This is a genomic window from Streptomyces adelaidensis (assembly GCF_016598475.1).
Lineage (GTDB): Bacteria > Actinomycetota > Actinomycetes > Streptomycetales > Streptomycetaceae > Streptomyces > Streptomyces adelaidensis.
This window is the reverse complement of sequence record NZ_JAEMUX010000092.1, coordinates 1-22125: the sequence shown is the minus strand read 5'-3', so window position 1 is coordinate 22125 and position 22125 is coordinate 1. Positions and strand designations below refer to the sequence as shown.

At 69.9% G+C, this 22125-nt stretch carries 36 protein-coding genes; 3 read left to right on the top strand and 33 right to left on the bottom strand.

Features of this window, described 5'->3' with window-relative positions:
• Window positions 1-2 precede the first annotated feature (2 nt).
• The 26 genes from I8N67_RS34630 to I8N67_RS34505 form a co-directional block, all read right to left on the bottom strand.
• Window positions 3-2630, bottom strand: coding sequence for a phage tail protein (locus I8N67_RS34630; RefSeq protein ID WP_200308247.1), 2628 nt, complete (start codon window positions 2628-2630; stop codon window positions 3-5).
• 151 nt (window positions 2631-2781) lie between these two features.
• Window positions 2782-3261 carry a hypothetical protein gene (locus I8N67_RS34625; protein ID WP_200308246.1) on the bottom strand — a complete coding sequence of 160 codons (480 nt, stop codon included), beginning with the start codon at window positions 3259-3261 and terminating at the stop codon, window positions 2782-2784.
• Entirely contained in the window at window positions 3258-3737 is a 480-nt protein-coding gene (locus I8N67_RS34620) for a phage tail tube protein (RefSeq protein WP_200308245.1), read from the bottom strand. The genes I8N67_RS34625 and I8N67_RS34620 overlap by 4 nt, the downstream gene beginning before the upstream one ends.
• Window positions 3738-3802: 65 nt before the next feature.
• The gene (locus I8N67_RS34615; protein WP_200308244.1) at window positions 3803-4225 is read right to left on the bottom strand and encodes a minor capsid protein; all 423 of its coding nucleotides are present in this window, start codon (window positions 4223-4225) and stop codon (window positions 3803-3805) included.
• Complete coding sequence (locus tag I8N67_RS34610; RefSeq protein WP_200308243.1) at window positions 4218-4571, bottom strand: minor capsid protein; 354 nt, start codon at window positions 4569-4571, stop codon at window positions 4218-4220. Before I8N67_RS34610 ends, I8N67_RS34615 begins: the two co-directional genes overlap by 8 nt.
• A complete protein-coding gene (locus I8N67_RS34605; protein WP_200308242.1) occupies window positions 4568-4888 on the bottom strand; it encodes a hypothetical protein in 321 nt (106 codons plus the stop codon). The genes I8N67_RS34610 and I8N67_RS34605 overlap by 4 nt, the downstream gene beginning before the upstream one ends.
• Window positions 4885-5301 (bottom strand): hypothetical protein, encoded by a 417-nt coding sequence (locus tag I8N67_RS34600; RefSeq protein ID WP_200308241.1) that lies wholly within the window; start codon window positions 5299-5301, stop codon window positions 4885-4887. The genes I8N67_RS34605 and I8N67_RS34600 overlap by 4 nt, the downstream gene beginning before the upstream one ends.
• 11 nt (window positions 5302-5312) lie before the next feature.
• Complete coding sequence (locus I8N67_RS34595; RefSeq protein WP_200308240.1) at window positions 5313-5816, bottom strand: hypothetical protein; 504 nt, start codon at window positions 5814-5816, stop codon at window positions 5313-5315.
• A gap of 13 nt (window positions 5817-5829) precedes the next feature.
• On the bottom strand, window positions 5830-6435 hold the full coding sequence (locus tag I8N67_RS34590) for a hypothetical protein (RefSeq protein WP_200308239.1): 606 nt from the start codon (window positions 6433-6435) through the stop codon (window positions 5830-5832).
• A complete protein-coding gene (locus I8N67_RS34585) occupies window positions 6432-6830 on the bottom strand; it encodes a Rossmann-fold NAD(P)-binding domain-containing protein (protein ID WP_200308238.1) in 399 nt (132 codons plus the stop codon). Before I8N67_RS34585 ends, I8N67_RS34590 begins: the two co-directional genes overlap by 4 nt.
• Window positions 6831-6834: 4 nt before the next feature.
• Entirely contained in the window at window positions 6835-7899 is a 1065-nt protein-coding gene (locus I8N67_RS34580) for a major capsid protein (RefSeq protein ID WP_200308237.1), read from the bottom strand.
• A gap of 17 nt (window positions 7900-7916) precedes the next feature.
• Complete coding sequence (locus I8N67_RS34575; protein ID WP_200308236.1) at window positions 7917-8624, bottom strand: hypothetical protein; 708 nt, start codon at window positions 8622-8624, stop codon at window positions 7917-7919.
• Window positions 8625-8678: 54 nt separating this feature from the next.
• Entirely contained in the window at window positions 8679-9818 is a 1140-nt protein-coding gene (locus I8N67_RS34570) for a phage minor capsid protein (protein WP_200308235.1), read from the bottom strand.
• Window positions 9778-11349, bottom strand: a complete 1572-nt coding sequence (locus I8N67_RS34565) for a phage portal protein (RefSeq protein ID WP_200308234.1) — start codon at window positions 11347-11349, stop codon at window positions 9778-9780. Before I8N67_RS34565 ends, I8N67_RS34570 begins: the two co-directional genes overlap by 41 nt.
• Complete coding sequence (locus tag I8N67_RS34560) at window positions 11333-11590, bottom strand: hypothetical protein (protein WP_200308233.1); 258 nt, start codon at window positions 11588-11590, stop codon at window positions 11333-11335. The genes I8N67_RS34565 and I8N67_RS34560 overlap by 17 nt, the downstream gene beginning before the upstream one ends.
• Window positions 11587-12879 carry a PBSX family phage terminase large subunit gene (locus I8N67_RS34555; RefSeq protein WP_200308232.1) on the bottom strand — a complete coding sequence of 431 codons (1293 nt, stop codon included), beginning with the start codon at window positions 12877-12879 and terminating at the stop codon, window positions 11587-11589. Before I8N67_RS34555 ends, I8N67_RS34560 begins: the two co-directional genes overlap by 4 nt.
• 10 nt (window positions 12880-12889) lie before the next feature.
• Window positions 12890-13381, bottom strand: a complete 492-nt coding sequence (locus I8N67_RS34550; protein ID WP_234046756.1) for a helix-turn-helix domain-containing protein — start codon at window positions 13379-13381, stop codon at window positions 12890-12892.
• Window positions 13382-13448: 67 nt separating this feature from the next.
• Complete coding sequence (locus I8N67_RS34545) at window positions 13449-13691, bottom strand: hypothetical protein (RefSeq protein WP_200308231.1); 243 nt, start codon at window positions 13689-13691, stop codon at window positions 13449-13451.
• Window positions 13692-13810: 119 nt separating this feature from the next.
• Window positions 13811-14449 (bottom strand): hypothetical protein, encoded by a 639-nt coding sequence (locus I8N67_RS34540; protein WP_200308230.1) that lies wholly within the window; start codon window positions 14447-14449, stop codon window positions 13811-13813.
• A gap of 247 nt (window positions 14450-14696) precedes the next feature.
• Window positions 14697-15224, bottom strand: a complete 528-nt coding sequence (locus tag I8N67_RS34535) for a hypothetical protein (protein ID WP_200308229.1) — start codon at window positions 15222-15224, stop codon at window positions 14697-14699.
• A gap of 140 nt (window positions 15225-15364) precedes the next feature.
• Window positions 15365-15544: a hypothetical protein gene (locus I8N67_RS34530; protein ID WP_200308228.1), complete on the bottom strand. Its 180-nt coding sequence runs from the start codon at window positions 15542-15544 to the stop codon at window positions 15365-15367.
• A 32-nt stretch (window positions 15545-15576) separates the two neighbouring features.
• Entirely contained in the window at window positions 15577-15888 is a 312-nt protein-coding gene (locus tag I8N67_RS34525) for a hypothetical protein (protein ID WP_200308227.1), read from the bottom strand.
• 13 nt (window positions 15889-15901) lie between these two features.
• Window positions 15902-16171: a hypothetical protein gene (locus tag I8N67_RS34520; protein WP_200308226.1), complete on the bottom strand. Its 270-nt coding sequence runs from the start codon at window positions 16169-16171 to the stop codon at window positions 15902-15904.
• Window positions 16172-16197: 26 nt separating this feature from the next.
• Window positions 16198-16470: a hypothetical protein gene (locus I8N67_RS34515; RefSeq protein WP_200308225.1), complete on the bottom strand. Its 273-nt coding sequence runs from the start codon at window positions 16468-16470 to the stop codon at window positions 16198-16200.
• A gap of 127 nt (window positions 16471-16597) precedes the next feature.
• Complete coding sequence (locus I8N67_RS34510) at window positions 16598-16840, bottom strand: hypothetical protein (RefSeq protein WP_200308224.1); 243 nt, start codon at window positions 16838-16840, stop codon at window positions 16598-16600.
• Window positions 16841-16851: 11 nt separating this feature from the next.
• Entirely contained in the window at window positions 16852-17304 is a 453-nt protein-coding gene (locus I8N67_RS34505; protein ID WP_200308223.1) for a hypothetical protein, read from the bottom strand.
• 108 nt (window positions 17305-17412) lie between these two features.
• Here I8N67_RS34505 and I8N67_RS34500 point away from each other — a divergent pair, with 108 nt between their 5' ends.
• From I8N67_RS34500 to I8N67_RS34490, 3 genes are all read left to right on the top strand, one after another.
• Complete coding sequence (locus I8N67_RS34500; protein ID WP_200308222.1) at window positions 17413-17646, top strand: hypothetical protein; 234 nt, start codon at window positions 17413-17415, stop codon at window positions 17644-17646.
• Entirely contained in the window at window positions 17643-18149 is a 507-nt protein-coding gene (locus I8N67_RS44380) for a type II toxin-antitoxin system prevent-host-death family antitoxin (RefSeq protein WP_200308221.1), read from the top strand. The genes I8N67_RS34500 and I8N67_RS44380 overlap by 4 nt, the downstream gene beginning before the upstream one ends.
• A 68-nt stretch (window positions 18150-18217) precedes the next feature.
• Window positions 18218-18397 carry a hypothetical protein gene (locus I8N67_RS34490; RefSeq protein WP_200308220.1) on the top strand — a complete coding sequence of 60 codons (180 nt, stop codon included), beginning with the start codon at window positions 18218-18220 and terminating at the stop codon, window positions 18395-18397.
• Between the two features lie 70 nt (window positions 18398-18467).
• Here the strand turns inward: I8N67_RS34490 and I8N67_RS34485 are convergent, their stop codons facing one another.
• The 7 genes from I8N67_RS34485 to I8N67_RS34455 all read right to left on the bottom strand — a co-directional run bounded on the left by I8N67_RS34485 (window position 18468) and on the right by I8N67_RS34455 (window position 21969).
• A complete protein-coding gene (locus tag I8N67_RS34485; RefSeq protein ID WP_200308219.1) occupies window positions 18468-18635 on the bottom strand; it encodes a hypothetical protein in 168 nt (55 codons plus the stop codon).
• Between the two features lie 4 nt (window positions 18636-18639).
• A complete protein-coding gene (locus I8N67_RS34480; RefSeq protein ID WP_200308218.1) occupies window positions 18640-18780 on the bottom strand; it encodes a hypothetical protein in 141 nt (46 codons plus the stop codon).
• 91 nt (window positions 18781-18871) lie between these two features.
• Window positions 18872-19123 carry a hypothetical protein gene (locus tag I8N67_RS34475; protein WP_200308217.1) on the bottom strand — a complete coding sequence of 84 codons (252 nt, stop codon included), beginning with the start codon at window positions 19121-19123 and terminating at the stop codon, window positions 18872-18874.
• Window positions 19123-19791 (bottom strand): hypothetical protein, encoded by a 669-nt coding sequence (locus I8N67_RS34470; protein ID WP_200308216.1) that lies wholly within the window; start codon window positions 19789-19791, stop codon window positions 19123-19125. Before I8N67_RS34470 ends, I8N67_RS34475 begins: the two co-directional genes overlap by 1 nt.
• Window positions 19791-20282 carry a hypothetical protein gene (locus I8N67_RS34465; protein WP_200308215.1) on the bottom strand — a complete coding sequence of 164 codons (492 nt, stop codon included), beginning with the start codon at window positions 20280-20282 and terminating at the stop codon, window positions 19791-19793. Before I8N67_RS34465 ends, I8N67_RS34470 begins: the two co-directional genes overlap by 1 nt.
• 14 nt (window positions 20283-20296) lie before the next feature.
• A complete protein-coding gene (locus I8N67_RS34460) occupies window positions 20297-20890 on the bottom strand; it encodes a hypothetical protein (protein ID WP_200308214.1) in 594 nt (197 codons plus the stop codon).
• Complete coding sequence (locus I8N67_RS34455) at window positions 20887-21969, bottom strand: hypothetical protein (RefSeq protein ID WP_200308213.1); 1083 nt, start codon at window positions 21967-21969, stop codon at window positions 20887-20889. Before I8N67_RS34455 ends, I8N67_RS34460 begins: the two co-directional genes overlap by 4 nt.
• Window positions 21970-22125: the final 156 nt, after the last annotated feature.

Genomic DNA, 22125 nt, shown 5'->3' with positions numbered 1-22125 from the left:
GGTCACCCCGCCTTTCCGAATGCGTCCTGCACGTTGCCGCCGCCCTCGATGTCCGCCCACCGGCGGATCATCCGCAGGAACTCGTCGTCCCCGCCCCTCACATCCAGGACGGTGCGGTTGACGACCTCCACCCGCGTCGCCTCGCTCCCGCCCAGACCCGCCATGGACAGTTCGCCCGGCAGCGCCAGACCCCCGCCCACCCCCAGACCCCCGAGGACCGACCCAAGGCCCGGCATCTCGCCGAGGGACGACCGCACGCCCGGCATCCCGTCGTCGATGCCCTTGCGGAACGCCTCCACCAGGGCGCGGCCGGAGTACAGCGTGTAGCCGCGGCCGGAGAACGGGCCCTCCTTGGCCGGGGAGTGGGGGAAGAAGTTGCTGGCTGCGCTGACCACCGACGAGGCGGCAGAAGCCACATCCGCAAGGCGGCTCATGATGCCGTCGATGAACCCCTGGATCAGCGACGACCCAGCAGAGAGCAGGAGCCCACCGAGGTTGCCGAGGACGCCGATCGCCTGCCCCGGCATGTTGGCCAGGTAGCCGATCGCCCGGCGCACGCCGTCGAAGATGCTCGTAGCCATCCCGGAAACTGCCGTGATCACGGCCATCCCGGCCCCGATGACGGCCTGCTTCGCGTACTCCCAGGCCCCTGAGAAATCGCCCTGCAACAGTGCGATGACCGCCTGTAGGGCCGGCACCATGACGTTGGAGATGACGTCGGCGAGGAAGCCGCCGAGCATCACGGCGAGCGCCGCGACCACCGGGATCAGCGCCTCGATGACGGGCATCATCGCCGCCAGGCCCTCGGCGACCAGCTGAGCGACCATCTCCAGCAGCGGCGCGACGGCCACCATCAGCTCGCCGAACGCCTCGCCCAAGGTCACGAGCGTGGGCCCGAGTTCCTCGATCAGCTCGCCCAGGATCGTGATCCCCGCGACGAGTGTCGTGGCCAGGATTTCGGCGAGCGGCTCGATGATCCCCGGCAGGTTCTCCAGGATCGGCGCCAGGGAGTCCATCAGGATCCCGGCGGTTTCCTCGATCACCGGGGCCAGCGCCTCGAAGACCGTCTGGCAGGCCTCCAACAGCGGGGTCAGCGCGGGGAGCAGCGCTGCCGCGAGTTCGCCGATGACCGGCAGGAGCGGCAGCGCGGCATCGACGAGGGCACCGATCGCCTCGGCGGCAGCTACAAGGACGGGCTCCAGGGCGGCGATGACCGGCTCCAGCGCATCGCCGAGGGCCTCGACGAGCCGCTGGGCAGGCGGCCCCAGGGCCTCAAGGACGGGCCCGATGACGCCGAGCGCCTGGCCGAGGAGCGGGCCCGCGGTCGACGCGAGCTTGGACACGGTCTCGAACAGGGCCGAGAGCCCGGCTTGGACCGGCTCGGACGCGAACGCCTCGTCCAGCGCCCCGGTGATCGTCTTCAGGGTGCCGATCAGGCCTCCGCCGGAGACGTCCGCCGCCGAGAAGATCGAGCCGAAGATGGAGCCGACGTTCTGGCCGACGTCGACGAGGTCGCCGATCAGGTCGATCGCGTCCTCGATCGCCTTCTCCATGGCGCCCGACTCGAACGCCCCGGCGAGCTTGTCGCCGATCCGGAACGCCGCGTCCCCGGCCTTCTCCGTCAGCCGCTCGAAGCTGGGGCCGGCAGCAGCGGCGACCTGGCCGAGCGCTGTGGCGACGATGCCCGGGATGAAGGAGAGGTTCAGCAGGCCCTTCGACGCGGACCCCATGGCCTTGCCGAGCGTGCCGTCCTCAGCCAGCCCCTTGGCCGCGTCCAGGACGCCCTTGCCCATGAGGTTGACCGCGCCAGCCGTGGCCAGCAGCTCCCGCCGTACGACCGGCAGCGCGGCCCGGCCCGTGCGCTCCAGGTCCTCGGCGAGGCCCCGGAACACTCGGTTCTGGACGTCCTGCTGGAGCTTCCGCAGCTCCGGCGCCGCCTCCTTGATCGCGAGCGCGAACTGACGGGCCTCGGGGGAGAGTTTCTTCAGGGCCTCGGCGAACTCTTCGCTCTTCGCCGGGTCCAGCGCGGCGGTGATCGCGTCGTCCATGCCGACCGCAGCCAGCTTCACCACGGCCGAGGCCTGCCGCACCGCGAGCATCGCCGAGACGCCGACAGCCGCCGCCGGGACGATGTTCTGCAACGTGGCGACCAGCCCGGCCGCCACGGGCACGGCAGCACCAATGGCCCCCGCGATCGGAGCCACCCCGGCCGCCACCCGCGCAAGGCCACCGGCCGCGCTCACGATCCGGTTGAGGACGCCGGCGAAGCGGTTGCCGTCCCGGCTGGCTCCCTGGAGGGCCTGGCGGGTTCGCTGGCCCATCTGCTGGGCGGCGTCGCCGGTGGTGACGAAGCGTCCGCTCAGGTCGCGGAGTCGGCCGTTGGCGTCGCGGGTGAACTGGTTGGTGGCGGTGTTCGCGACGGTGATGGCGCCGGTCAGGTCGTCGCGCAGGCTCATGGCCATGGTCTGCGACTCGTTGACGAACCTGCCCCGCAGGTCGCGGAGGCGGCCTTCGGTGTCGAGCTGGAAGCCGCGCATCCGCAGCTGTGACTGAGCCAGGCCGCGGCGCATGCCGGTGTCGTCGGCGCGGATGAAGCCGACGAGTTCGCCGATTGTGAGGGCGTCCGACATCGGGGCACCCCCTTCACGCTGTTCAGTTAGCTGTGCAGTGCTGCTCTGACCTGGTCCGGGTCGTCGACGACCGAGATGAAGTCACCCGCAACCCGGCGGAACGCGGCAGCCGTTGAGAGGCCGCGCAGCAGGTTGTAGAAGCGGCGGCGGCCTAGGTGGGCGATCGCTTCCGGCTCGTAGCCGTACTCGCGCTGGAAGTCCGCTTCGATCGCCCACCACCAGCGGCGGACGGCGATCTCCGTGCGGCTCGGTTCGGCCCCTTCGGGGCGAGCTGTTTTCCCGCGCCCGCACCCTGCTCGACGAGATCGAGGGCTTCGCGGTGGGTGAGCGGGTTGCCGGAAGCGTGGGCCAGGCCCCAGGTCATGACGACCTGGAACTCCCGCAGCCCCATACCTGCTTCGAGCCACTGGTCCAGGACGTCGGCGCCGAAGAGGAGGCCGAGCAGCTCCTGAATGTCCTCCAGGCGGCTGGAGCCCTGGAGTTCCTCGACGCGCTTCTCGACGATGAGCGGCATGTCGGTGGGGACCTGCACCTCGACGCCCCGGATCGTCTCCGTACGGCCGCGCGAGACTTCGGCCCAGAAGTCGTCCCACGACTCGTCGCCCTTGGCGGGGGTCTTGCGGGCCGTCACGAGATGGCCGCCGTGGTCTGCGGGCCGGAGCGGGTGACGGTGCAGGCCCAGGTGGCCTTGTCGTTGTTGCCGCCACCTTCCTCGCCGAGCTGGAACGTGGCGTTGGTCCACACCGTCCAGGTTGTCTCGCCGGGGGCCGCGAAGCGGAAGCCGACCAGGGAGTCGACGCCGAGGCGTGCGGCCTGGGCCTCGGCGAGCGCCTGGGCCGGGTCGAGGGCGCCAGTGTCGGGGTCGATCAGCCGGAACCCCTGCAAGGCGAGGGTCTTTCCTTCCTGCATGTTCTGGGTCTCGGCGCGCCCGTTGCTGCCGAAGACGGTGGTGTCGGCGGCCTCGTAGGCGTGGCCCTTGGTGAAGGTGTTGATGCCGCCCTCGCCGCTGCCGCCTGTGGCGGTGCGGAACTCCACCCAGGTCCCAGGGTTGTTGAAGTCCTCGATGGCGAAACGGACGTCTCGGGCGTTGTACTTGACTGCGGACAAGGTCTCCTCCAGGCATGACGAAGAGCCCGTCACGCCGACGCGTGCGGGCTGGAAGCGGGGTGGGGTCAGCCGCGGTGGGCTGAGACTGTCCGGTGCTCGGCCCGGAAGTTGCACACGTACTCGGCGCGGCCGTTCTGGTCCTTGCCGATCGCAGTCGGGCCGCCCTGGAGGGCCACGCAAAGGATCAGCAGGGTGCCGTCCGGCAGGTCGACCGGGCCGAGGCCGTGCAGTTCGCTGTAGATGTCCCGGCAGCGCGTACGGGCGGCCGTGGGGTCCAGGTCGCGGACGCGGACCTGAATCCGGGGCTCGTCGTACGGCAGCAGCGAGTCGGGCTCGGCGCCGGCCTGGTAGCTGGTGATGGCGACCGCGGTATTGGGTCCCGAGGGCATGTCGTCGAGGAAGCAGTCCCCGCCGGTGCCCTCAGGGTCGTAGGTGAGGAGGCCTTGGGCGTCGAGGTGGCGGGCGATGCCGTCGAGGAGGTCAGCCACGGAAGAACCGCCTGAGGTCGACCTGCATGAGCCGCAGGACGACGTCCCGTTCCCGGTTCATCGGGATCTCCAGGTACTTCGCGGACCGGCCGGGCAGGTGGCGCCAGGTGAGTTCCTCGTGCTGGCGGCGGGCGTAGACGGTGTCGTACGAGACGGCGCCCTCCAGGCCGTTGACGACCACCTTCCCGGACCGTTCGAGGGTGCCCTCCTCCAGGGGCACGAGTTTCTTCGACTCCGCGAGGACGTGCTCCAGGCCGCGCCGGAGTCCCTCCTCGGCGAGCCTGCGCCCGCGCGTGGTCCACAGGCGCTGAGCGTTGCCGGGGGTGAAGCGGGTGTACTGGCTCACAGGAGTGCCACCTCCAGATGCTCCGGCAACGGCAGCTTCCCGCCATCACCCTTGCCCTGCATTGCGACCGTGGTCACTCGTCCGTCCGGCAGCGTGACCTTCGACTCCGGCACCGCGTCGACCGCGTCGAGACGGCAGTAGAACGTCGCCGAGGAGAGCACCTCTGTGCCGTCCGCCTTGCGGACCATGCGGTTCTTCTCTTCGAGGAAGCACGGCACATCGACCGGGGCGCCGAACTTCTCGCCGCGGGCTCCGCTGGTGCCCTCGTGCCGCTCGACGACCACGAGGTGTTGCAGCCAGAACTTGGGGAGCTTCACGAGATCACCGCCCCGAGCCGGAAGATGTCCGGCGTCAGGTCCATGCCCTGGAGCGCGTCCCACGCCTTCGGGGCGATCTCCCGCGCCGCCGACGCGGCCCCTGACGTGGCGGTGACCGACCGGGACATCTGCGCCGAACCCAACTTCACAGTGCCCCAGCCGACACCGGCCGCCCCGATCGAGTCCCCCAGCTCGTCCCACCACTGCGCCTGAGCACAGACGGCGTCCGAGAACGCCGACAGCACCACGCTGTTGGAGGGGTAGCCGTCCTCGTCGACCTGGTACCAGCAGAGCCGGAACGCTTGTGCTTCGAGCATCCGTGAGGCGTCCGCCAGCTGCTGGTCGATGTCCGCCGGCGGGGTCTGCCCGGTGTACGCCTCGTACTCCGCCGACGTCGCGTAGATCCTGGCCACCGGGCACCCCCTTACGCGCTCGCGCCGATGATGACGACGTCGTACGTCACCGACGTACCGGCCGCCGAGTTGGTCACCGTCAGCAAGTCGCCCGTGCCTGCGGTGACCGCGACACCGGTCGCGTCCGGCGCCACCCACAGGATCAGGCCGCCGGGCCGGACCGCGAGGCCGTCCCCGGCCGCGAGGAACAGCGGGACGCCGTTGCTCGCGGGCCGGGTGACGTTGACCGAGTTCGTGTTCGCGGCCGCCGCCTTGATCAGCACGGCCTTGATCCGGGCGAAGGTGAGCGCGGCCCCGAGGGGGTCGCTGAGGACCCCGGCGAGGTCCAAATCCTCCGTGGCGGATGCGGCGAGCGTCCGGGTGTCGGCGAAAATCTTGTCCGCCTGGTTCGCGCCCACGCCCGACGCCAGGGAGACCGTCGCCGAGTAATCCAGCGGCGCCCGCGAGGTGACCAGGTCCAGGGCTGAGGTGAGCGTGCTCCTCAGACCCACGCTCAGGCTCGTGCTCAGCGTCATGGCTCAGCCCCGATCAGGTTGCGATGACCAGTGGCACGTTGGCCACGGCCGTCGGAGTCGCGATGGTCGCCGGGGCGGTTGCCGCCAGCGCTGATCCGGACGTCTGGGAGAGCACCGCATCGCCGGTGAGGACGCCGTCGGACACGTTGGCGTGGTGCATTGCCACGCCGACGAGGGTGGGCGGGGTGGCGGCCTTCACCATGATCGCCGCGTAGTAGACGCCGGTCGCCGAGATCGTGACCGGCGCGGACAGGGCCTTCGTCATGGTCGTGTTCGCCGCCCACGCCGTGGTCGTCTGGTCGGCGGTCTGCGCCAGCAGGGCCGGGGTGGCCGCGCTGGAGTACAGGGCGAACCACCAGTTCGCCGGCGTGCCTGCGGCGGTGGTCGCGGAGTGGAACGTGAGGTTGGTGACGACGTCGCCTTCCCGCAGGAACAGTGCGGTGGCGAGCATGACTTCGGTGGTGAGCGCGGACAGGTTGCCGCCGCACTGGGTGCGGCGCAGGTTCGCGCGGTACAGGCCGTCCGTGAAGTCGACGCCGGGGAAGTCCTGGGCGTCGGCGTCGAAGGCGCTCGCGAGGTCGTCGCGGAGGATGCCGGTGTACCGGCCGTGAACGGTCACTGGGGGTCTCCCTCATTGGCGCCCGCGCGGGCGAGGATGGTCTTGCGGTTCTTGCCGCCGCGCTCGGCGGCGATGACGCGGTTGAACTCGGTCCTCTGAATGCCGGACAGCGGGTTGAGAGCGTCGAGGTAGGCGATGACCTCCTCGGCGGAATGCTCAGACGGCTCGAACGGCTCGGTGCCCTTGGGCGCCCCGGGCTCCTGAGCGTCGGTGTCCTGCTCCTCGGCCTCCTCAGGCACCATGGGGGTGACGCGGTAGCCGTGTCGGCGGAAGTACTCCAGCGCTGCCCGGCCCGGCTTGTCGGTGTCGGCGACGGTGCCGATGCCGTCCGTGAAGGCGACACCGGCGGACGTGCCGTTGAAGGACCGTACCGGGGCCTTGATCTCATACCGCATTGGTCTAGGCCACCTTCACGTTGCGGAGCACCCCACACGCCTTGACGTTCCGGAGAACGGCCGCGACCGGGCCCATCTCGATCTCGCCGCTCTTGACCGCGCCCGGCTGGTTGAAGTCCGGCATGAACGTCTGCACCAGCGGCTGGTTCGCCACCGACGCCCCGTGCAGCGCATCCAGACCGAACGACGCCGCATACAGGTCCGTCAGGTTCGTGATGTTCCCGCCGGCGCCGCCCGCGTCCGCGTCGCGGGTCTCGGTCGGCACGATCGGCCCGGTACCGAGCGCGTTGTCCCCGAGGTCCTGGAGAACCCACGGCCCGTACATCTCGATGTGACGGCCGAGGTCGTCCTTCATCGCGGTGTAGATGCCGGCCCACCGGCCGAGCGCACGCATCCGCGTGATGCTCTTGGTGTTGCCCAAAATCGCCTTCACACCGGGCGGGAGCGCACCAGGGGCGCCCGCGTCGCCGCCGCCGGTGTGCGAGGGAACGATCCGCGACAGGAAGTCGTCGACGATGTCCAGCTGCGCCATCGCCTCGGCCTGCGTGTCGATCGTGCCCCGCGTCCAGTCCAGGTAGCCGGCCGCGACACCCTCATTGACAGGCAGGTACTCGGTCGCCTGACCGGTCAGGGACTTGTCGAGACCGTCGAAGCCGTCGGCGTCCACGGCGGTGTCGCCGTTGATCAGCTCGTCCTGGAACTTCGTGCGCGTGCTCGTGAGGAGCTGCTGCATCTGGAAGCTGATCTCGTTCGACGCCGCTGCCCCGAGCCGGGCCAGGACGCGGTCGACGGTGAACGCGCCGCCGAGGGGCTTCAGTTCGACGGAGAGCCGCTCACGGGTGGCCTGCGACGCCGTGTACTCGGTGTTCACCGCACGGAACGAGGCGTTGCGTGCGGCGAGGAGTCGGGTGTAGCCGTACGTCAGTGACGACCCGCCCGTCCCCGGGGTGACGGTGTCGTCGAAGGCGATCTGGTCCAGCAGCCACGAGTGGCGCCGCAGGTTGTCGATGACGGCGAAGTCGATGTCCGCCTGGGTGTTGAGCTGGGCCTGTGCGAGCGTGACCGGCACGGGGTCCTCCTACTGGTCTACGTGTTGAAGCTGCCGCGTACGGCGGCGCTGAGTGATGTGGGGCGCTGCTTGGCGCTGCCTTCGCCGGTCCCGCCGGACAGATCCGGGCCGGACTTCCCGGCAGGATGAGGCGCGAGTTTGGCGAGCTTCTTCACTGCGGCCTTGATGGCGTTGGTGTCGACCTCGCCGTCCTCGCCGACGAACTGCCGGGGGTCGATCAGGTCGGCAGCTTCGCCGAGATCGATGCCTGCGGCGGAAACGGCTGCGCGGAACTCGGCGGCGGCGAGCTTGTGGCCGTACTCGGAAGCGGCGGCCGTGCGGCCCTTCCTCTCCGCCTCGGCGACAGCCTTCTCCTGCTCGCTCATGTTCTGCTGGCGAACCTTCTCCAGCTCGTCGGCCGCCTTGCTGTTGGCCTTGGCGCGCTTCTCCCATTCGCGGGCGCGCGCCTTCCAGTCGGTGGCGTCGTCGTCGCCCGTTGCGGGCTTCGGTTCGGCCGGCGTCGGGGGCTGTGCCGGAGGTGCAGGGGTGGGCGCGGGCGGGGTGCCCGGGTCACTGCCTGCCGGCGCGGGCGGGTTGTCGGATGCGGATGCCCCTTCGCCCTCGCCGTTGCCACCCGCGATGGCGTAGATCGGTGCGCCGTTGCGGCGGTAGCCGAGTACGTCCAGGGCTGAGTGGGTCGCCAGGGGGTGCTTGAAGGCGTGCGAGGACTTGAAAGGGACCTGCATGGTGTGCTCCCGTTTCGGGTTGCCCGGCGCCGTGCGGCGGCCGGAAGTCTGTGGTCAGCGGGCAGTGTTGATCTGCTCCCGCTGGGGCTTGCGCCGCAGATCCTCGTGTGCGGCCACGTGCTCACGCATCGCGGCTTGCCAGGATCGGACCTTCGCGCCCGCCTTCCGGCGGGCGGCCTCGTTCATCGCGGCGGCCTGAGTGCGCTTCCAGCGGCGGATGTGTCGCTCGATCTCCCGCTGGCGTTGCGTGTCCTCGTACGTCGTCCCGGGCGTCGCATGGTGCGGCGGCCGGGTCGTCACGCCAGGCAGATACGCGGACAGGCTGTGACGGCAGTTGCAGTGGAAGAGGCCCTTCCCGCGGGCCTCGACGAGCGAGCCCGCGACATGCACGGCCACCGTGCGCGTCGGCGCGAAGAGCCCGGACGGCTGGATGGCGTGCTTCGCAACGATCGTGTGTGGACCGCTCTCGCCGGACAGCGCCAGCACTTCGCCTTCCCACGGGCGGCAGAGCGGGCACTCCAACGGCGCGTCGGAGACGATGACCAGCCCGATCCCGAGCTCCGCGAGCGCGTCCGTGTGGCCCTCGATCGCGGCGCGGGCGGTGACAGACCGGACGGCCATCTCCGCATACGCGGCCATGTCCCAGCCGCGGCCCGCAGAGTCGATGAACCCGGTGACGCCTCGCTGTGCGAACTGATCCAATGCCCTCTGGCTGGCCTGCCTCCGCGTCACCGTACCGAGCAGCACCCCACCCGAAACGCGGCCCACGATCCGCCGGTACCCGTCCACCACCGACCGCGTGATCCGCACATACAACGGCCGCGTGTCCTGCGCGAGCGACGCGGCCAGCCGGTCCACGGCCGGAGCGTTCGGCAACACCTCGCGGGCCACCAGCTCCCGGCCGATGTCCAGCGCGCCCAGCTCGGCGACGGCCGCCTGCCGGCCCCGGTTGTACGCGGTGACGAGCGCTTCGCGGACCTTGCCGTCGGCGTCCTGCTGGAGCGCGTCGGCCACAGTCTCGACAGCCTCCCGAAGGTTGCCGACCGCGGCAAGCTTCAGCTCCGCCCACCGCGGCGAGTCGATGCCCGCTTCCAGTGCCTTCGCGAGGCGCTCCAGCAGGGATGCTTCGGCGTCTTCGTACAGGCGCCCTATCTCACGGGCGAGGTCCTCCGCCATTGCTGGGGAAACCGGCATTCGGCACCCCCTCACCCTCGGCCCCCGTGAGGACCGGGTCGGCGACCAGACGGCCGGTCTCCTTCAGGATCCGGTCGACCTCCTCGCGCTGGTCTTTCTCTTCGAGGTCTGGGCGGGTGAGTGCGACGAGTGTCTCCGTGGACGCGGCCTCCGCCCGGCGCAGTAGCTCGGCAGTCTCGGCCAACGTCTTGATGTCGTCCTGCACCGAGTCGGCGAAGATGACGTCCGGCCGCTCGACTGCCACCTTCTCGATGCCGGTGAATAGGTTGGAGCTCTCCAGCATGAGGAGCGTCTCGACGATGTCCGCGATCCCTACCGCGTACAGCTCTGCCTTTCGCGCGCGGGTGCTCATGCTGCGCGCCTGGCGGGCCTTGATCTCTGTCGCGGTGACCGCCGGGCCGCCGTCGTCGTCGCCGAACGTCCCTGCGGAGTAGCCGGCGTTGCGGATGACCTTGCCCACGAGTTCCTCGATTGTGGCCCGGTGATCTGCGATACGGATGGCGAACTGGTTGAGGGTGATCTCCTGCTTTTCGGTGGGCGGGATGTTCATGCCCGCGTACACCTCGCGGTCTTCCCACAGGGCGCCTGCGCCGGGCCCGTTGGACTGGAGGTAGCCGGCCGGGACGATGATGCGGGACCGGGCGAGCCGTACGTCCCGCATGAGGCTGGTGTACGTCTCGTCGATCGCAGAGAGGAACGTCTCCGCGCCTTGATAGTCGGAGGAGCCGAGTCCGGCGGCGCCGGGGATGTCCCGCCAGTCGGGGGCGATCATCGAGTTGGGGATGTACGTGCAGGCAAGGCGCTTCCCGATCGGCAGCGTACGGGCCGGTAGAAGCTTCTCCGTCTCGGGGAATGCCTTCAGGTCTACGGGCTTGCCGAGGTTGTCGAGGGTGCCCTCGTACACGCCGTGCAGGATCACGCCCGGCTCGTGGCGTTCCAGGTGACGTATGACCTTCTGGTCGTCGGAGGCGAGGACTCGCCAGAAGGTGACGCTCTTGAGGATGTCGCCGTGGGCGAACTCGGGGTGGGCGCCGTCGGCCTGGACGAGGGAGGCCCACGGTCCGGGCCGGACGTCGGTGTCCCACACGGCCCGCAGGTAGGACCCGCCGAGCGCTGCGGAGGCCTCACCGGAGGCGATGAGGGTGCGCTTCAGGCCCGACTCCATGAACTGTTCGAGGCGCTCCTGGGTGGCCTTGTTCTCGGCCTTGAGGGTGGGCGGCTCGGAGAAGAGGAGATCGGCTGAGGTGCGGGCGATGTCTTTCGCCAGGGGCATGTGGAGGTTGGCGCGCTTCTCGCCGAGGGGTGTGGGTTCGCCCCAGAACCAGCGGGCGACCGTACCGACCAGGCCGCCGCGGTATTGGGAGGGCCTGTTCTGTGGGGCGCCGAACCTGCTGCCGTCGGTGTGCCGGTTCTGGTAGCGGTGGGCGAGCCGGTCGGGGTTGGCGGAGAACCAGGCGGACCAGTCTTCGAGGGCGCAGCGGATTGCGGGGTTGATCGGCGGCCATGGGGTGCCCTTAGCGGGGAGCGGCATCGTCGGCCTCCCTCTGTGGCTGTGGGCTCGGCTTCGTCCAGTCCCGGAAGTTCCGGGCGTATACCCAGCCGTAGGCGCCTGCTGAGACGAGGAAGCCGTACTGCTTGGTCGTCAAGGCGTAGGCGATCCAGAGGACTTGCGCGCCAAGGCCGATGGCCCATCCCAGGGCGCGGCGGCGTCCGGCGAAGTAGAGGCCGGTGACGCCGACTGCGGTGAGAATCCACGACCACCAGGCGATCACGCGGCCACCTCCAAGTTCGGACGGATCAGATGCCGCCACTCATGCGCCGTCGAATGCAGGCCGTAGCGGAGACCGTCCACCGAGTGGTCGTTCAGCTTCAGCGGCTTGTCATCGCCCTTCTCGCCCGCCTTCTCGTCCCACACGTACGCAGGCAACTCCGACAGCAACCCCTTGCACGAGCGGTGAACCGACAACAGGCCCTCACCGAACGCCGTGCTCACACTGCGGATCCCGTCGAGCACGTCGTTGTTGGCCTTCGCCACGCCAGGCATCCCGTCAGACCACAGCTGCGTCATGAACGACGCGGCGCTCGGGTCGACGAACACCCAGTCCGGGACCACACCCTTCACCCCGCGATGCTCGTACGAGGCCAGCCAGGCCCGCATCTCGACGCTGTACTGCGCGTCCGTCAGTTGCCGCCGCGCCTCACGGGAGTCGTGCCGGTACTCCGACGCCACATACAGCCGCTGATCCGCGCCCACACCGATGAGCAGGGCCGCGAACGCGTTCACGGTGCCGTAGTCCAGGCCCACGCACATCCACCGGTTGATGTCCGGGATCAAGTCGACGACGTGCTTCGCCTCGTCGAACGCGTCGTAGATGACGCCCTCCGCGAGGCACCACTCGCCGACGATGTACCGCCGGTAGAACAGGCCCTGGTGCGACCGCTTCAGCGAGTCGACGTACGCGGTCGGCAGAGACGGATTGTCGTCCAGAGTGAAGCTGAACCGGTGCACGTCCAGCGCAGTCGGGTCGGCGGTCTCCACGAGAGTGCCGTCACGGCGCAGGTGCAGGCGGGCCCGGTCGAGGATCTGCTTCTTCAACCAGTGGTTCGGGCCCTCAGGGTTCGTCGTGCCGAACCACTGCGCGCCCTCGATGCTGAGGCGGGTCTCCAGCATCTGAAAGAACGACTGCGGGTAGGTGGTGACCTCGTCCATGTACGCGCCCGCAAGGGTGAGGCCCTTGATCTTGTCGACGGCCTTCTCGTCGTTCGCGCCGGCCACGTAGATCGTGCGGCCGAAAATGACGACTTCGCCCGCGCCGGCCCGGTAGACGCAGCGTTTCTTGCCCACCATCTGTTCGATGACGTCGATGATGTTGCGCTTCAGGGTGCGTTCGGTCTTGCCGACCATGAGGAGCGCGCCGGGCGGGCCGGTGCGGATGTAGCGCAGCCACACCATGATCGAGCTGATCGTCTTGCCTGAGCGGACCGCGCCTTCCCACAGGTTCCCGCGCGCGGCAGCGAGGTTCGTCGCCCGGAGGGCTTTGCCGGTGAGGGGAGTGAACATTGCTGCCCCCTCACTCGCCGCCCAGCATCCCCCTCAGCCAGGAGTCCACGGCCGCAAGGCCCTCGGTGTCCTCCCGCTCCGGAGGTGCGAGCTTCAGCGACTTCTCGAAGGCGATGCCGGCCGCGGCCATGAGGTTCCGCTTGTCGACGGCCGGGGGTTCGGCAACATCCTTTTCGGCGTAGGTGTTGTCCTTGCCGCCGAAGCTGTAGACCTTGGCGGGTTCCCACAGTTGCTGGGTGAGCCGCATGCCGTCCAGGTGGAGGTCCATGGCGGTTTCGGCGCGCAGGGCGGCGAGTTGGGCGACGCGGGCGCGGGTTGCTGCTTCTGTGGCCGAGGGGTCGAAGACGAGGCCTTCCTCTGCGCAGATCAGGGAGATCGTGCGCAGTGCCCGGCCGGCGATGCGGGCGATCTCGTTACGGCCCTTGCCTTCCCCGTGGAGGCGGATGATCTCGGCGCGTTCCTCGGCATCGACTGGGTTGATGAACTGGTTGGCGGGGGGCATGAGTCACCTCCCCGCGTGCATGAAGGTCCGGCCGTTCCGCCGGTTCCGATCGGTTCCGGGTTCTCCTCTACGCGGCCCTGGGGGCCCGCTGCGGCATGGGCCGGTAGGAGGCAGCGCGCTCACGGATCTCCGGGAGGGCGTACATGGTCTTGAACTCGTGCCCTTGGCCCGACATCTGCCCGTCGCCCTGGAAACGGCGAATCTTGCCGCGCCGCGCCCACTGACGGATCACCTGTCCTGGTACACCGGTCGCTTCGGCCGCCTCGTGCTCGAACACCAGATCCTCGGGGTACAACTCGGTGACTCGCATCGCCCACCCCCGAACATGCAGAAAGCCCCCGGCCGGAAGCTGGGGGCTGGCAGTCTGCGGACACACGTGTGTTCCGGTGGGGGCACTGTGACATACAGGCGATCACCTGCGCAACTGGGTCAAGCCGCCGTCCGGGCGGCGAGCGGCAGATCAAGTACGTCGGTCCGCGTGTACTGGGTGCCGCAGGGCCGGCAGCGCACGCCGGGAGTGGAGACGGTGACGGCGAGCGTCGCGCCGCAGGGGCAGGCGACTGAGATGGGCCGCTCCCTGCGTTCGCCGGTGACCTGCTGCTCGCACTGCCGGACGAGCGAGTGGACTTCGGTGGCGAAGTCGGCGAATGCGGGGTGGCTGGTGGCCGCCCATCCGAGGTTCACGCGCAGCGCGTGGACAACCTGATCGAGCTGCTGCGGGGAGTCGCCTTTCCAGCGGGGATGGAGCCAGCCGAGGTGCTCGTGCCAGTCGATTTGCCAGGTCTGGAGGACGGTGATGACGCCGCCGCGGGCCATGAGGCTGAGGGGCCCGAGGCGCAGCGGTAGGGGTGCGGTGCGGGAGACGGTCACGGTCGGGCCGCCGTCGCTGCGGCCGGGTGTGAGCTGGTGGGCGAGCTGGCGGTACAGCCCGTCGGGTCCGGGGAGTTGTCGGAGGGCTTGGTCGACGCGGTCTTGGCAGGGGCGGCAGGCTGTACGGCCGAGTTCGTCGTGACGGAGCCTGCGGAGGCAGCGGCAGCAGGCGGGAGGGCTGTCGGCCGGGTTGTGCATGGGTCGGCTCCTTACGGCGGAAGGCGGGGGTTGGAGGCCGTGGTGCGCTTCGCTCGGAGAAGCGCCGGTTACTGGTGCCGGTGGTTTGATGGTAACGGTGCACCCGATGATGTCGGGGGCACGGGAAGGGCCCGCCCCTCATGCTCCGGGGGCGGGCCTTGTGGCGTTGGCCGGGTCAGCGGCGCGCCGGGTGCTTGCTCATGGGGTGGTTGTGGGCCCGGCGCGCGCGTTGATCTTCCGGGAAGTCCTAGCCCAGCTTGTTCAGCGCAGCCTCGTACTCGGCCGCCTGGCCGGGGGTGAGCGCCCCGGATACGCGGAGCAGGATGCCGCTGTTGACGTAGTGGTACTCGGTGCCGAAGATCTTCGCCGCCTTGAGGGTGTCTCCGATGAACTTGGCTCGGTCCTGCGCCGCTGACGGGTCCTCGAACACTTCGACGCTCCCCCCTTGCTGTACGGCGTCGTCCTTCAGCTTGGGCTTGGCGCGGTCGTCCGTGAAGTCGGCCTTGGACGCGTAACCACCGGGGCGCCCGAGTAGGTCGTTGGGGTCGGTGTCGGCGGTGTAGACGGTGGTCGCCTTGGCGTTGGGGACGGGGTCCGCGAGGGCCTTGACGACCTGCTGCGCGTCCAGGCTCGGCGGCTTCTTCTCGGCGTTGCCGCTACCGGATGTGCCGGCGGCTGCGGCGCTGGTGCCGTTGCCGTCGTTGTTGCTGCTACAGGCGGTGAGCGCGAGCAGGCATGTGGCGGCGAGTGCGACGGCGGTGCGGGTGTGGTGCATGTTCCCCCCTATTGCGGGTGTTGCGTGGAATGGGGGACGGTACCGCTTGTGTGGCCGGTGTGAAGGCTTGCGGGAGTTCTGTTACCCGGGCGTGCCTGTGGCCCGCATCCCTGAGGGTGCGGGCCACGACGGGGGCGGGGTCAGGTGGTGGGCGACGAGGCGTTGGGCGTGGCCCACTCCAGCAGGCTGTGAAGCTTGTCGCCGGGCTGGCTGACCTTGTTCGCCCAGATCTGGCCGAGGTCGTCACGGACTGCGGCGGCTTCCTGTGCGGTCATCTTGAGGGTGACGGTTCCGTCGTTGGCAATGCTCACGATCTCCATGCGGGTTCCTGTCTCGTGTGGCGGGGGCAGGGTCAGGCGCGGCGCAGCAGTTCGTACATGCGCTCAGCTTCGGGCGTCCGGTCGTTCAGCCAGCCTTCGCCGTGCTGCGAGCAGTACCGGCTGCCGTCGTCCTGCTCGGAGCCCAGCCAGCAGTTCCCGTGTTCGTCGACGCGGGGGCAGCAGCCGCACGTGGCCTCACAGCACTCGTCGTCCGGGTCGTCGGCGGTCGGCGCCGTGCAGTCGGTACAGCGGTCCCCGGTGCAGTACGGCGTGCTGCGGGCCTGGTCCTCGGCGAGCGCTTCGGCGTGCACGCGTTCCATCAGGCGCTCGGGCAGCTCGGTCATGTGGCCGTTCCTCTCAGGCGATCTGTGTCTGCGTGATCAGCGGATGCGGTACGAGGGACACCCAGTCGCAGCCGCCGTGCGCGTGGACGGCCCCGCTCGCCTCGTCCTGCCACGCGCTGTCGAGGTCGAACGGGATGGTCCGGGCGGCTTCGACGAACGGGCCCTTCGCAGTCTCCTTGCTGGCGTAGACGCCGAGGACGCTGCCGCCCTCATAGTCCTCGCCCTTGGACAGAATCCAAACGATCGCGGCAGTCTGCGGCTGGCGGTGGGCGAGCTCGGTCATGTGGTTCATCCTGTCGGGTCGGGCGGTCAGGCGGGGCAGACGCACGCTTCGTGCGGGAACCAACACGGACGCGGGTGCGCCTTCACCGCGTCACGTGCCGCCGCCATAGCGTTGATCTCGTCGTCACTGAGGCCCTTGGTGAGGCGGTAACTCTCCCGCCAGTAGTCGGCCTCGGTGTACTGCGCGTCCGCATCGGCGCGGGCCCGCCTGGTCTCGGCGAGCAGCTCGCGCAGGTCGTCGGGAGAAGCGGTGCCGGCGTCGATGGTGGCTTCGATCGCTGCGAGACGCCCGGTAGTCATCGGGTCTGTCATGGTCCCGGCGTCCCTTGGGTGCGGGTCGAGCGGCATCGTGGTCTCCATCCGTGGGTGGTCCAGGTCTTGGTGCGGAAGTTTTGACGCGGGCGCTGGCTTAGGGCTCGTCGGGCGGTCAGGCGGTGATGCGGACGGTGATCTGCCGGGCGGTGAGCCCGCGGATGGTGAAGTTGTGGCTGGGGGGTGTCCAGCCGGCGCCGGGGTAGGTGCGGATGCTGGTGGTGCGGGTGGCCGGGTCGTGGGTGATTTCGAAGAGGACGGTCCGGTCGCCGATGTGGCGGGTGTACTCCCACTTGGCGATGCCGAGGGTGCCGCCGTAGTGGCGGGCGGGGCGGTGGAGGCGGGCGGTGATGCGCACGGCGGGGCTCCTCAAGCAGTCAGGGCATCCGCGAGGAGCTGGACGCGGGCGGTGGCGGGGCAGTCGACGGGGTAGAGGACGGTGACCGTGTTGAGGCCGGTGGTGCGGGACGGCTTGTCGTCGGCGGCCGGGCGCTCGATGACGTAGGCGGTCCGGTGGATCGTGTACGCCTGGATGCGGTCCAGCCGCCACGACCGGGCCTGGCCCGTCTCGCGGTCGAGTGCTTTGACGAGGATGTCGCCGGCCTGGCTGATGACGAAGTCGGTGATCTCCAGCGTGCGTACCGTCTCGACGAGCCGGCCGGTCTTGATGGTGCGGCGGACGGTGACGCCGTTGCTGTCGACGGCGAAGACGTCGCGGGTCTCTTCCTTCAGGTAGGTGATGGTGACGGGGTGCTTGCGGTCGAGGGCGGTGATGAGGCGGGTGAGGGTTTGGGTGACCGTCTCGTTCTTCGTGTGCCTCATCTTGCTGCCCCCTCGTTCGTGGCGATGACTACAAGGTATGCCTACTCTGTTCTCATGTCAACACGGTAGGCACATTGCGTTCGCCTACATCGATGGCATACTGAGGTCATGGCCAGCAACTACGAAGAGAAGCTCGAAGAAGTCCGCGCCGCCGCACTCCGCATCCGCGAACGCGACCGCCAGAACGAAGAGGACCGCAACTGGATCCGCACCCTGATCCCGCAGCTCTTTCCCGAGCCCAAGCCGTACCCGCGCGGACGGCTCAGCGAGGTCGTGGAGGCCACAGGTTGGACGCGCGAGTACGTCGCCCGCATCCGTGACGGGAAGGTGACACCCTCGTGAGCACCGCAACCCAGCGCACGGCCCTCTACCGGCTGTATGACAGCAGCGATGCCCTGGTCTACATCGGCATCAGCACGCAGCCTGAGACCCGCTGGACCCAGCATGCGTCGGACAAGCCGTGGTGGCCGCTGGTGGCCCGGAAGGAGGTGGAGTGGCACGCCGACCGGGAGCAGGCCGAGATCGCCGAGCGGACCGCCGTTCGGGCGGAGGCGCCCCTCTACAACACGGCGGGTGCCGAGCGCAGCCTTCTGGCGTCCCACTTTCCGATCGGAGCCACCCTCACCCAGTCGCAAGCCCGACTCCGGATCTCGGACGTTCTGGACGCTACTCAGTTCGGAGGCAAGGAGATCGCGATCACGCGGCGCGGGAAGGTCGCCGGGTACGTGATGTCCCCCGAGGGGTACGACGCAGCCGTCCAAGCGCTTGCCGAGCAGGCTGGCGTGGACGAGGGCCTCATCGACCTCCCGGAGCGCCCGGTGAGCAGCGAGGAGACCACCGCGTGACTGAGGCCCCGCCAACCCGGCGGGGCCAACTCGCCCCCGCTGTCAGCCCGGTCCGTCACACTACGGGCATGGCCATCCGGTACGGCATCCAAGCCGACAGCGAAGCCGAGTGCGCGCAGGCTCTCACCGAACTCTGCGAGCAGCTCGGGCTCGTGCCGCGCATGCTGCCGAAACTCCTCACCGACAACCGGTGGATGGCCCGCGCCGTACCCGCACCCCGTCGCACCGATGAGACCGCCGGCCGGTAGCCGGGCACGCGAAAACCCCGCCGCGACGGGGGCGCGGCGGGGCCTTCGGGCTCAGTGTGGCGGGACGGGCTCAGTCCTCGCAGTCGCAGTTCTCCTCGGTCTGCCGGCATTCGTCGCAGCGCCAGCAGTCGCAGCCGCAGACATGCCCGCTGTCGCAGGAGCAGCGGCACATTCCCTCGCCGCACGCCTGGTCTTCGTCGTAGTCGACTCCGGCCACGTAACGCTCATCGATGCCCATGGGGTCAGTCTTCCTTCTTCGGCGTGCCGGGAACGGGCTTCTCCACAACAGGGAAGTGGCCGCCCCTGGACGCCTGGTAGACGGTTTCGTGGCCTTGCAGCCGCTCGTCGTCGGGCTCGGGGTTCTTCGTCCAGCCGAGTGCCATGATGGCGATCTCCTGTCTCTATGGGGATGGGTGGACCGGGGCCGGCCGCGCTCTCTTGGCGGATGGAGCGGCCGGCCCCGGGGTCTTGTGGTCAGCGGGCCGCCACTCGGGCCGCGCATTCGGCGAGCGCCAGCAGCGCCAGCAGAACCAGCACCGCGGCCGTGCTCACGTACCGGCCGTCCGGATGCCGCGCCCCGCCGGACACGTACTCGATGCGCTCCCCGTCCGGGGCCAAGCCGCCGTGCTCGCTGTCACGGTGGGTCTGCCGCGCGCTCTCGGCGGCATACCGGGTGCCGGGCAGGGAGGCGGCGCGGCACTGGCGGCAGCGGTACACGTACGGCATCAGGCGCTCTCCAACCGCTCTCCACGCGGCTCTCCGCCCGGAGAATCCGTGCCCTGACCTGCGTCTCCATCGGACTCCACACTCAACTCTCCAAGTGGGGAGGGGAGTGGCTGGAGGTCGGCGAGAGCGACCCCTGAGCGGCCGGCTACTCCGCCGAGACGGAGGCTGCGGCGGACGGGGATACCGAGGGCGCGCAGGGCGGCCCGGAGTTGGGTGTTGTCGCGGCCCTCGTGGCCGGGCAGTTCACGCATCGCCGGGTAGAGGTTTCGGAGGTGGATGCCGGGCTGCTTTCCGATGCGGTGTACGAGCCACAGAATGAAGCCGTCCCGGGCGCTGGCAGCCCGCGGTTCGGGGGCGGGCTCGTCGAGGACGGGCGGGGCGATCCACCAGGCGGCCACGCACCAGGCGACGGCGGCGGCCGGGACGGCGAACCGGGCGATGTGCGGGGCGTGTACGCATCCGTAGACAGCGAGGTGGCCGCCGGCCGCGAGGGCGCCCAGCCGCTCCCAGAAGCCGAGCCGTTCCGCGAGCCATGCCCACCCGAGCTGGACGAGTTCACAGGTTCCGGCCCATAGGGCGGCGCCCGCTCCGGTGAAGGCGAGGATCGGGCGGAGTTCGGCAGTGAGCCACTGGGGGAGCCGCTCCCCCACCCCCTTAATGATCTTCATCAGGTGGCTCCGATTGCCTGCGCGCTGGTCAGGATCAACGCCTGCGGCAGGCCCCACAACCCGCCCGCCTGCGCCCACACGCCGGCCGCAACGATCCCGGTCAGGGCTGCTTTCCCCGGGGAGAGTTCCCGGAAGTACATGAGCGCCGCCAGGAGCAGCGACACGGCCCCCATCCCCGCGGTGCCGAATCCGCCGCCGGTGAACACGCTGGCGAACGCATCGGACAGGTTCTCTCCGACGGTCCAGATCGATCCGGCGACCATGTAGAACGTGCCTGCGGCGACGCCGGTCCATTGGGCCTGGTCGGAGGTGAGGCGCTTACGGATGCGGGACTTCTTCCCGCCGCCTTCGCCGCCTCCGCCCTTGGGGTCGCGGATACCGATCCACAGGATCAGCGTGAGGAGGGTGGCGATACCGCCGGCCCCCACCGTTCCGAGGATCTTCCCGCCCTCGACGCTGATGGCCGGAGCAGCGATGACGCTGGTGATCACAGTGTTCGTCCTGTTCAGGAGGCTGCGGGCGCCCACAGGGCGAGCGCAACAACGGCAGTGGCAAGGGGGATGCGGGCGCCCCAGGCGATACCGGGCCACCAATGGCGGGTGCGCCGGTCCCACACGTGCGCGATCAGCAGGGTGGCGCCGACGCCGAGGACGATCGCGCCGCCGATGCTGGACCGGCCGCAGTCGGCGATCACGGAGGCGAACTGGTCGTAGAGACCAAGCGACCAGCCGACGCCGGCGGCGGATGCGTTGTAGAGGAAGCGGCGGGTGCCGTGGCTGAGCGCGGCCTGCGCCCGGCCCGGGGCGTGGGTGAGGGCGGCGGGCATATGGGGCTGCGGGTAGTAGTCGGGCTGCGGGGCGAACGCCGGCGCCCTGTCTGGGGCCTGCGCCTTGGGCTCGGCCGGCTTCTTCTTGATGGCCGGGCCCGGGGTCGGGCCGCTGTCGAGGATGTCGTCGAGCCAGTCCCGCGGGCGTGCCGTCGGCTTCGGCGGGACGGCCGGCAGCGGCGGTGTGGCGTCGGGGCCTACGCCGCGGGTGCGGAGGATTGCCCGCATCCGCAGCTCGTCCGCGCCGGGCTCACGGCTCAGGTTTCGACTCACGCGTAGAACCCCGTTCCTTCGTTGACCCGGCCGCGCGCGTCCTTGAGCCGCCGTCCGGCGGTGGCCGGGCTCACGCCGAGGATTTCGGCGGCGGTGGTCTTGGTGAGGCGCTCCCCTGCCCTGAGCCGGGAGGCCAGTTCGGTGATCTGCCGCTTGGTCTCGTCGGGCTCGGGCTCACCGTCGGGCTCAGGGCTCGGCTCAGGGCGGCTCATGAGGATGGGCTCAGCCGGGCTCAAGACGGGCTCACGTGAGATCACCTGGTCAGAAGCGGTGGGCAGGTGTGCAGTGGGAGGGATCAGCGGGTCGACGAGGACGGTGTGCGGCTCGCTGCTGGTGACGGTGAGCGCCGTGTGGACGGTCGTCTCGAAGTCGGTTGGCTCAGCGGGCTCAGGCTTGGGCTCACGGCTCACGACCGGCTGAGCCGCTGTGAGTTCAAGGTGAGCCGGGCGGCCGGTGAGCATGTCGGCGAGAGCCAGGTTCGCGCCCTCCGTGAGCCGGTCCCGCTGCACGCCGACGAGGCCGGCACCGAGTTCGGCGTCGCCGTCTCCGGCCTGGCTCAGGAGCCGCCACACGCGCAGCGTGGACCGCTTCCGTACCCACTTCCACGGGTGGCGCTCGGCGCGCGCCCGGTGGTAGGCGATCTGCCGCAGCGTCGTGGCGTTCCGCCGCTGCGCCTCGATGTCGACGCCGGTTCGGTGCACGACGATCCGCCGCGCGAGGAAGCTGATGCCCTCGGCGGCCGCGGTCATCGCGAGGGGGGTGAGGGCGAAGACGACCGCCTCGGTGAAGGTGGGGGCGATCGCGAGGCCCATGGCGGAGGCGGCGGCGGGGAGGAGCCAGAGCGCGGCGCGCACGATGCGAGGTGCGGTCTGCCCGAGCATGGTTACGACGATCATGACGAGGGCGGCGACGAGGGTGGCGCCTTCGCCGGCGGCGACGACGCCGAGGGCGGTCTCTTTGCGGCGGAGGACGGAGGCGGCGTTCGCGTAGGTGCCGATGGCGCCCCCGACGCCGACCGCGACCATGGGGATCGTGGTGACGACGAGGACAGCGATCTGTCCTCCGGTGAGCTTCTGCACGGTGCTCCTCCGGAGCGGAAGCCGGCCCCCGCGGGGGGATGTTCGCGGGGGCCGGCGGTCTGGGTGGGTTATCGGGCGGCGCGGTACCACTTGCCGCGTCGGTCTTGTTGCCGGTCGCGGTCTTCCCAGGCTTGGCCTTGGCGGGCGGCGGCGGTG

Coding starts and splice junctions, on each gene's coding strand:
- I8N67_RS34630 (WP_200308247.1), bottom strand. CDS start 2,630: ATGTCGGACGCCCTCACAATCGGCGAACTCGTCGGCTTCATCCGCGCC.
- I8N67_RS34595 (WP_200308240.1), bottom strand. CDS start 5,816: ATGACGCTGAGCACGAGCCTGAGCGTGGGTCTGAGGAGCACGCTCACC.
- I8N67_RS34585 (WP_200308238.1), bottom strand. CDS start 6,830: ATGCGGTATGAGATCAAGGCCCCGGTACGGTCCTTCAACGGCACGTCC.
- I8N67_RS34575 (WP_200308236.1), bottom strand. CDS start 8,624: ATGCAGGTCCCTTTCAAGTCCTCGCACGCCTTCAAGCACCCCCTGGCG.
- I8N67_RS34570 (WP_200308235.1), bottom strand. CDS start 9,818: ATGCCGGTTTCCCCAGCAATGGCGGAGGACCTCGCCCGTGAGATAGGG.
- I8N67_RS34565 (WP_200308234.1), bottom strand. CDS start 11,349: ATGCCGCTCCCCGCTAAGGGCACCCCATGGCCGCCGATCAACCCCGCA.
- I8N67_RS34555 (WP_200308232.1), bottom strand. CDS start 12,879: ATGTTCACTCCCCTCACCGGCAAAGCCCTCCGGGCGACGAACCTCGCT.
- I8N67_RS34550 (WP_234046756.1), bottom strand. CDS start 13,381: ATGCCCCCCGCCAACCAGTTCATCAACCCAGTCGATGCCGAGGAACGC.
- I8N67_RS34545 (WP_200308231.1), bottom strand. CDS start 13,691: ATGCGAGTCACCGAGTTGTACCCCGAGGATCTGGTGTTCGAGCACGAG.
- I8N67_RS34540 (WP_200308230.1), bottom strand. CDS start 14,449: ATGCACAACCCGGCCGACAGCCCTCCCGCCTGCTGCCGCTGCCTCCGC.
- I8N67_RS34535 (WP_200308229.1), bottom strand. CDS start 15,224: ATGCACCACACCCGCACCGCCGTCGCACTCGCCGCCACATGCCTGCTC.
- I8N67_RS34530 (WP_200308228.1), bottom strand. CDS start 15,544: ATGGAGATCGTGAGCATTGCCAACGACGGAACCGTCACCCTCAAGATG.
- I8N67_RS34525 (WP_200308227.1), bottom strand. CDS start 15,888: ATGACCGAGCTGCCCGAGCGCCTGATGGAACGCGTGCACGCCGAAGCG.
- I8N67_RS34520 (WP_200308226.1), bottom strand. CDS start 16,171: ATGACCGAGCTCGCCCACCGCCAGCCGCAGACTGCCGCGATCGTTTGG.
- I8N67_RS34515 (WP_200308225.1), bottom strand. CDS start 16,470: ATGACTACCGGGCGTCTCGCAGCGATCGAAGCCACCATCGACGCCGGC.
- I8N67_RS34505 (WP_200308223.1), bottom strand. CDS start 17,304: ATGAGGCACACGAAGAACGAGACGGTCACCCAAACCCTCACCCGCCTC.
- I8N67_RS34500 (WP_200308222.1), top strand. CDS start 17,413: ATGGCCAGCAACTACGAAGAGAAGCTCGAAGAAGTCCGCGCCGCCGCA.
- I8N67_RS34490 (WP_200308220.1), top strand. CDS start 18,218: ATGGCCATCCGGTACGGCATCCAAGCCGACAGCGAAGCCGAGTGCGCG.
- I8N67_RS34485 (WP_200308219.1), bottom strand. CDS start 18,635: ATGGGCATCGATGAGCGTTACGTGGCCGGAGTCGACTACGACGAAGAC.
- I8N67_RS34480 (WP_200308218.1), bottom strand. CDS start 18,780: ATGGCACTCGGCTGGACGAAGAACCCCGAGCCCGACGACGAGCGGCTG.
- I8N67_RS34475 (WP_200308217.1), bottom strand. CDS start 19,123: ATGCCGTACGTGTACCGCTGCCGCCAGTGCCGCGCCGCCTCCCTGCCC.
- I8N67_RS34470 (WP_200308216.1), bottom strand. CDS start 19,791: ATGAAGATCATTAAGGGGGTGGGGGAGCGGCTCCCCCAGTGGCTCACT.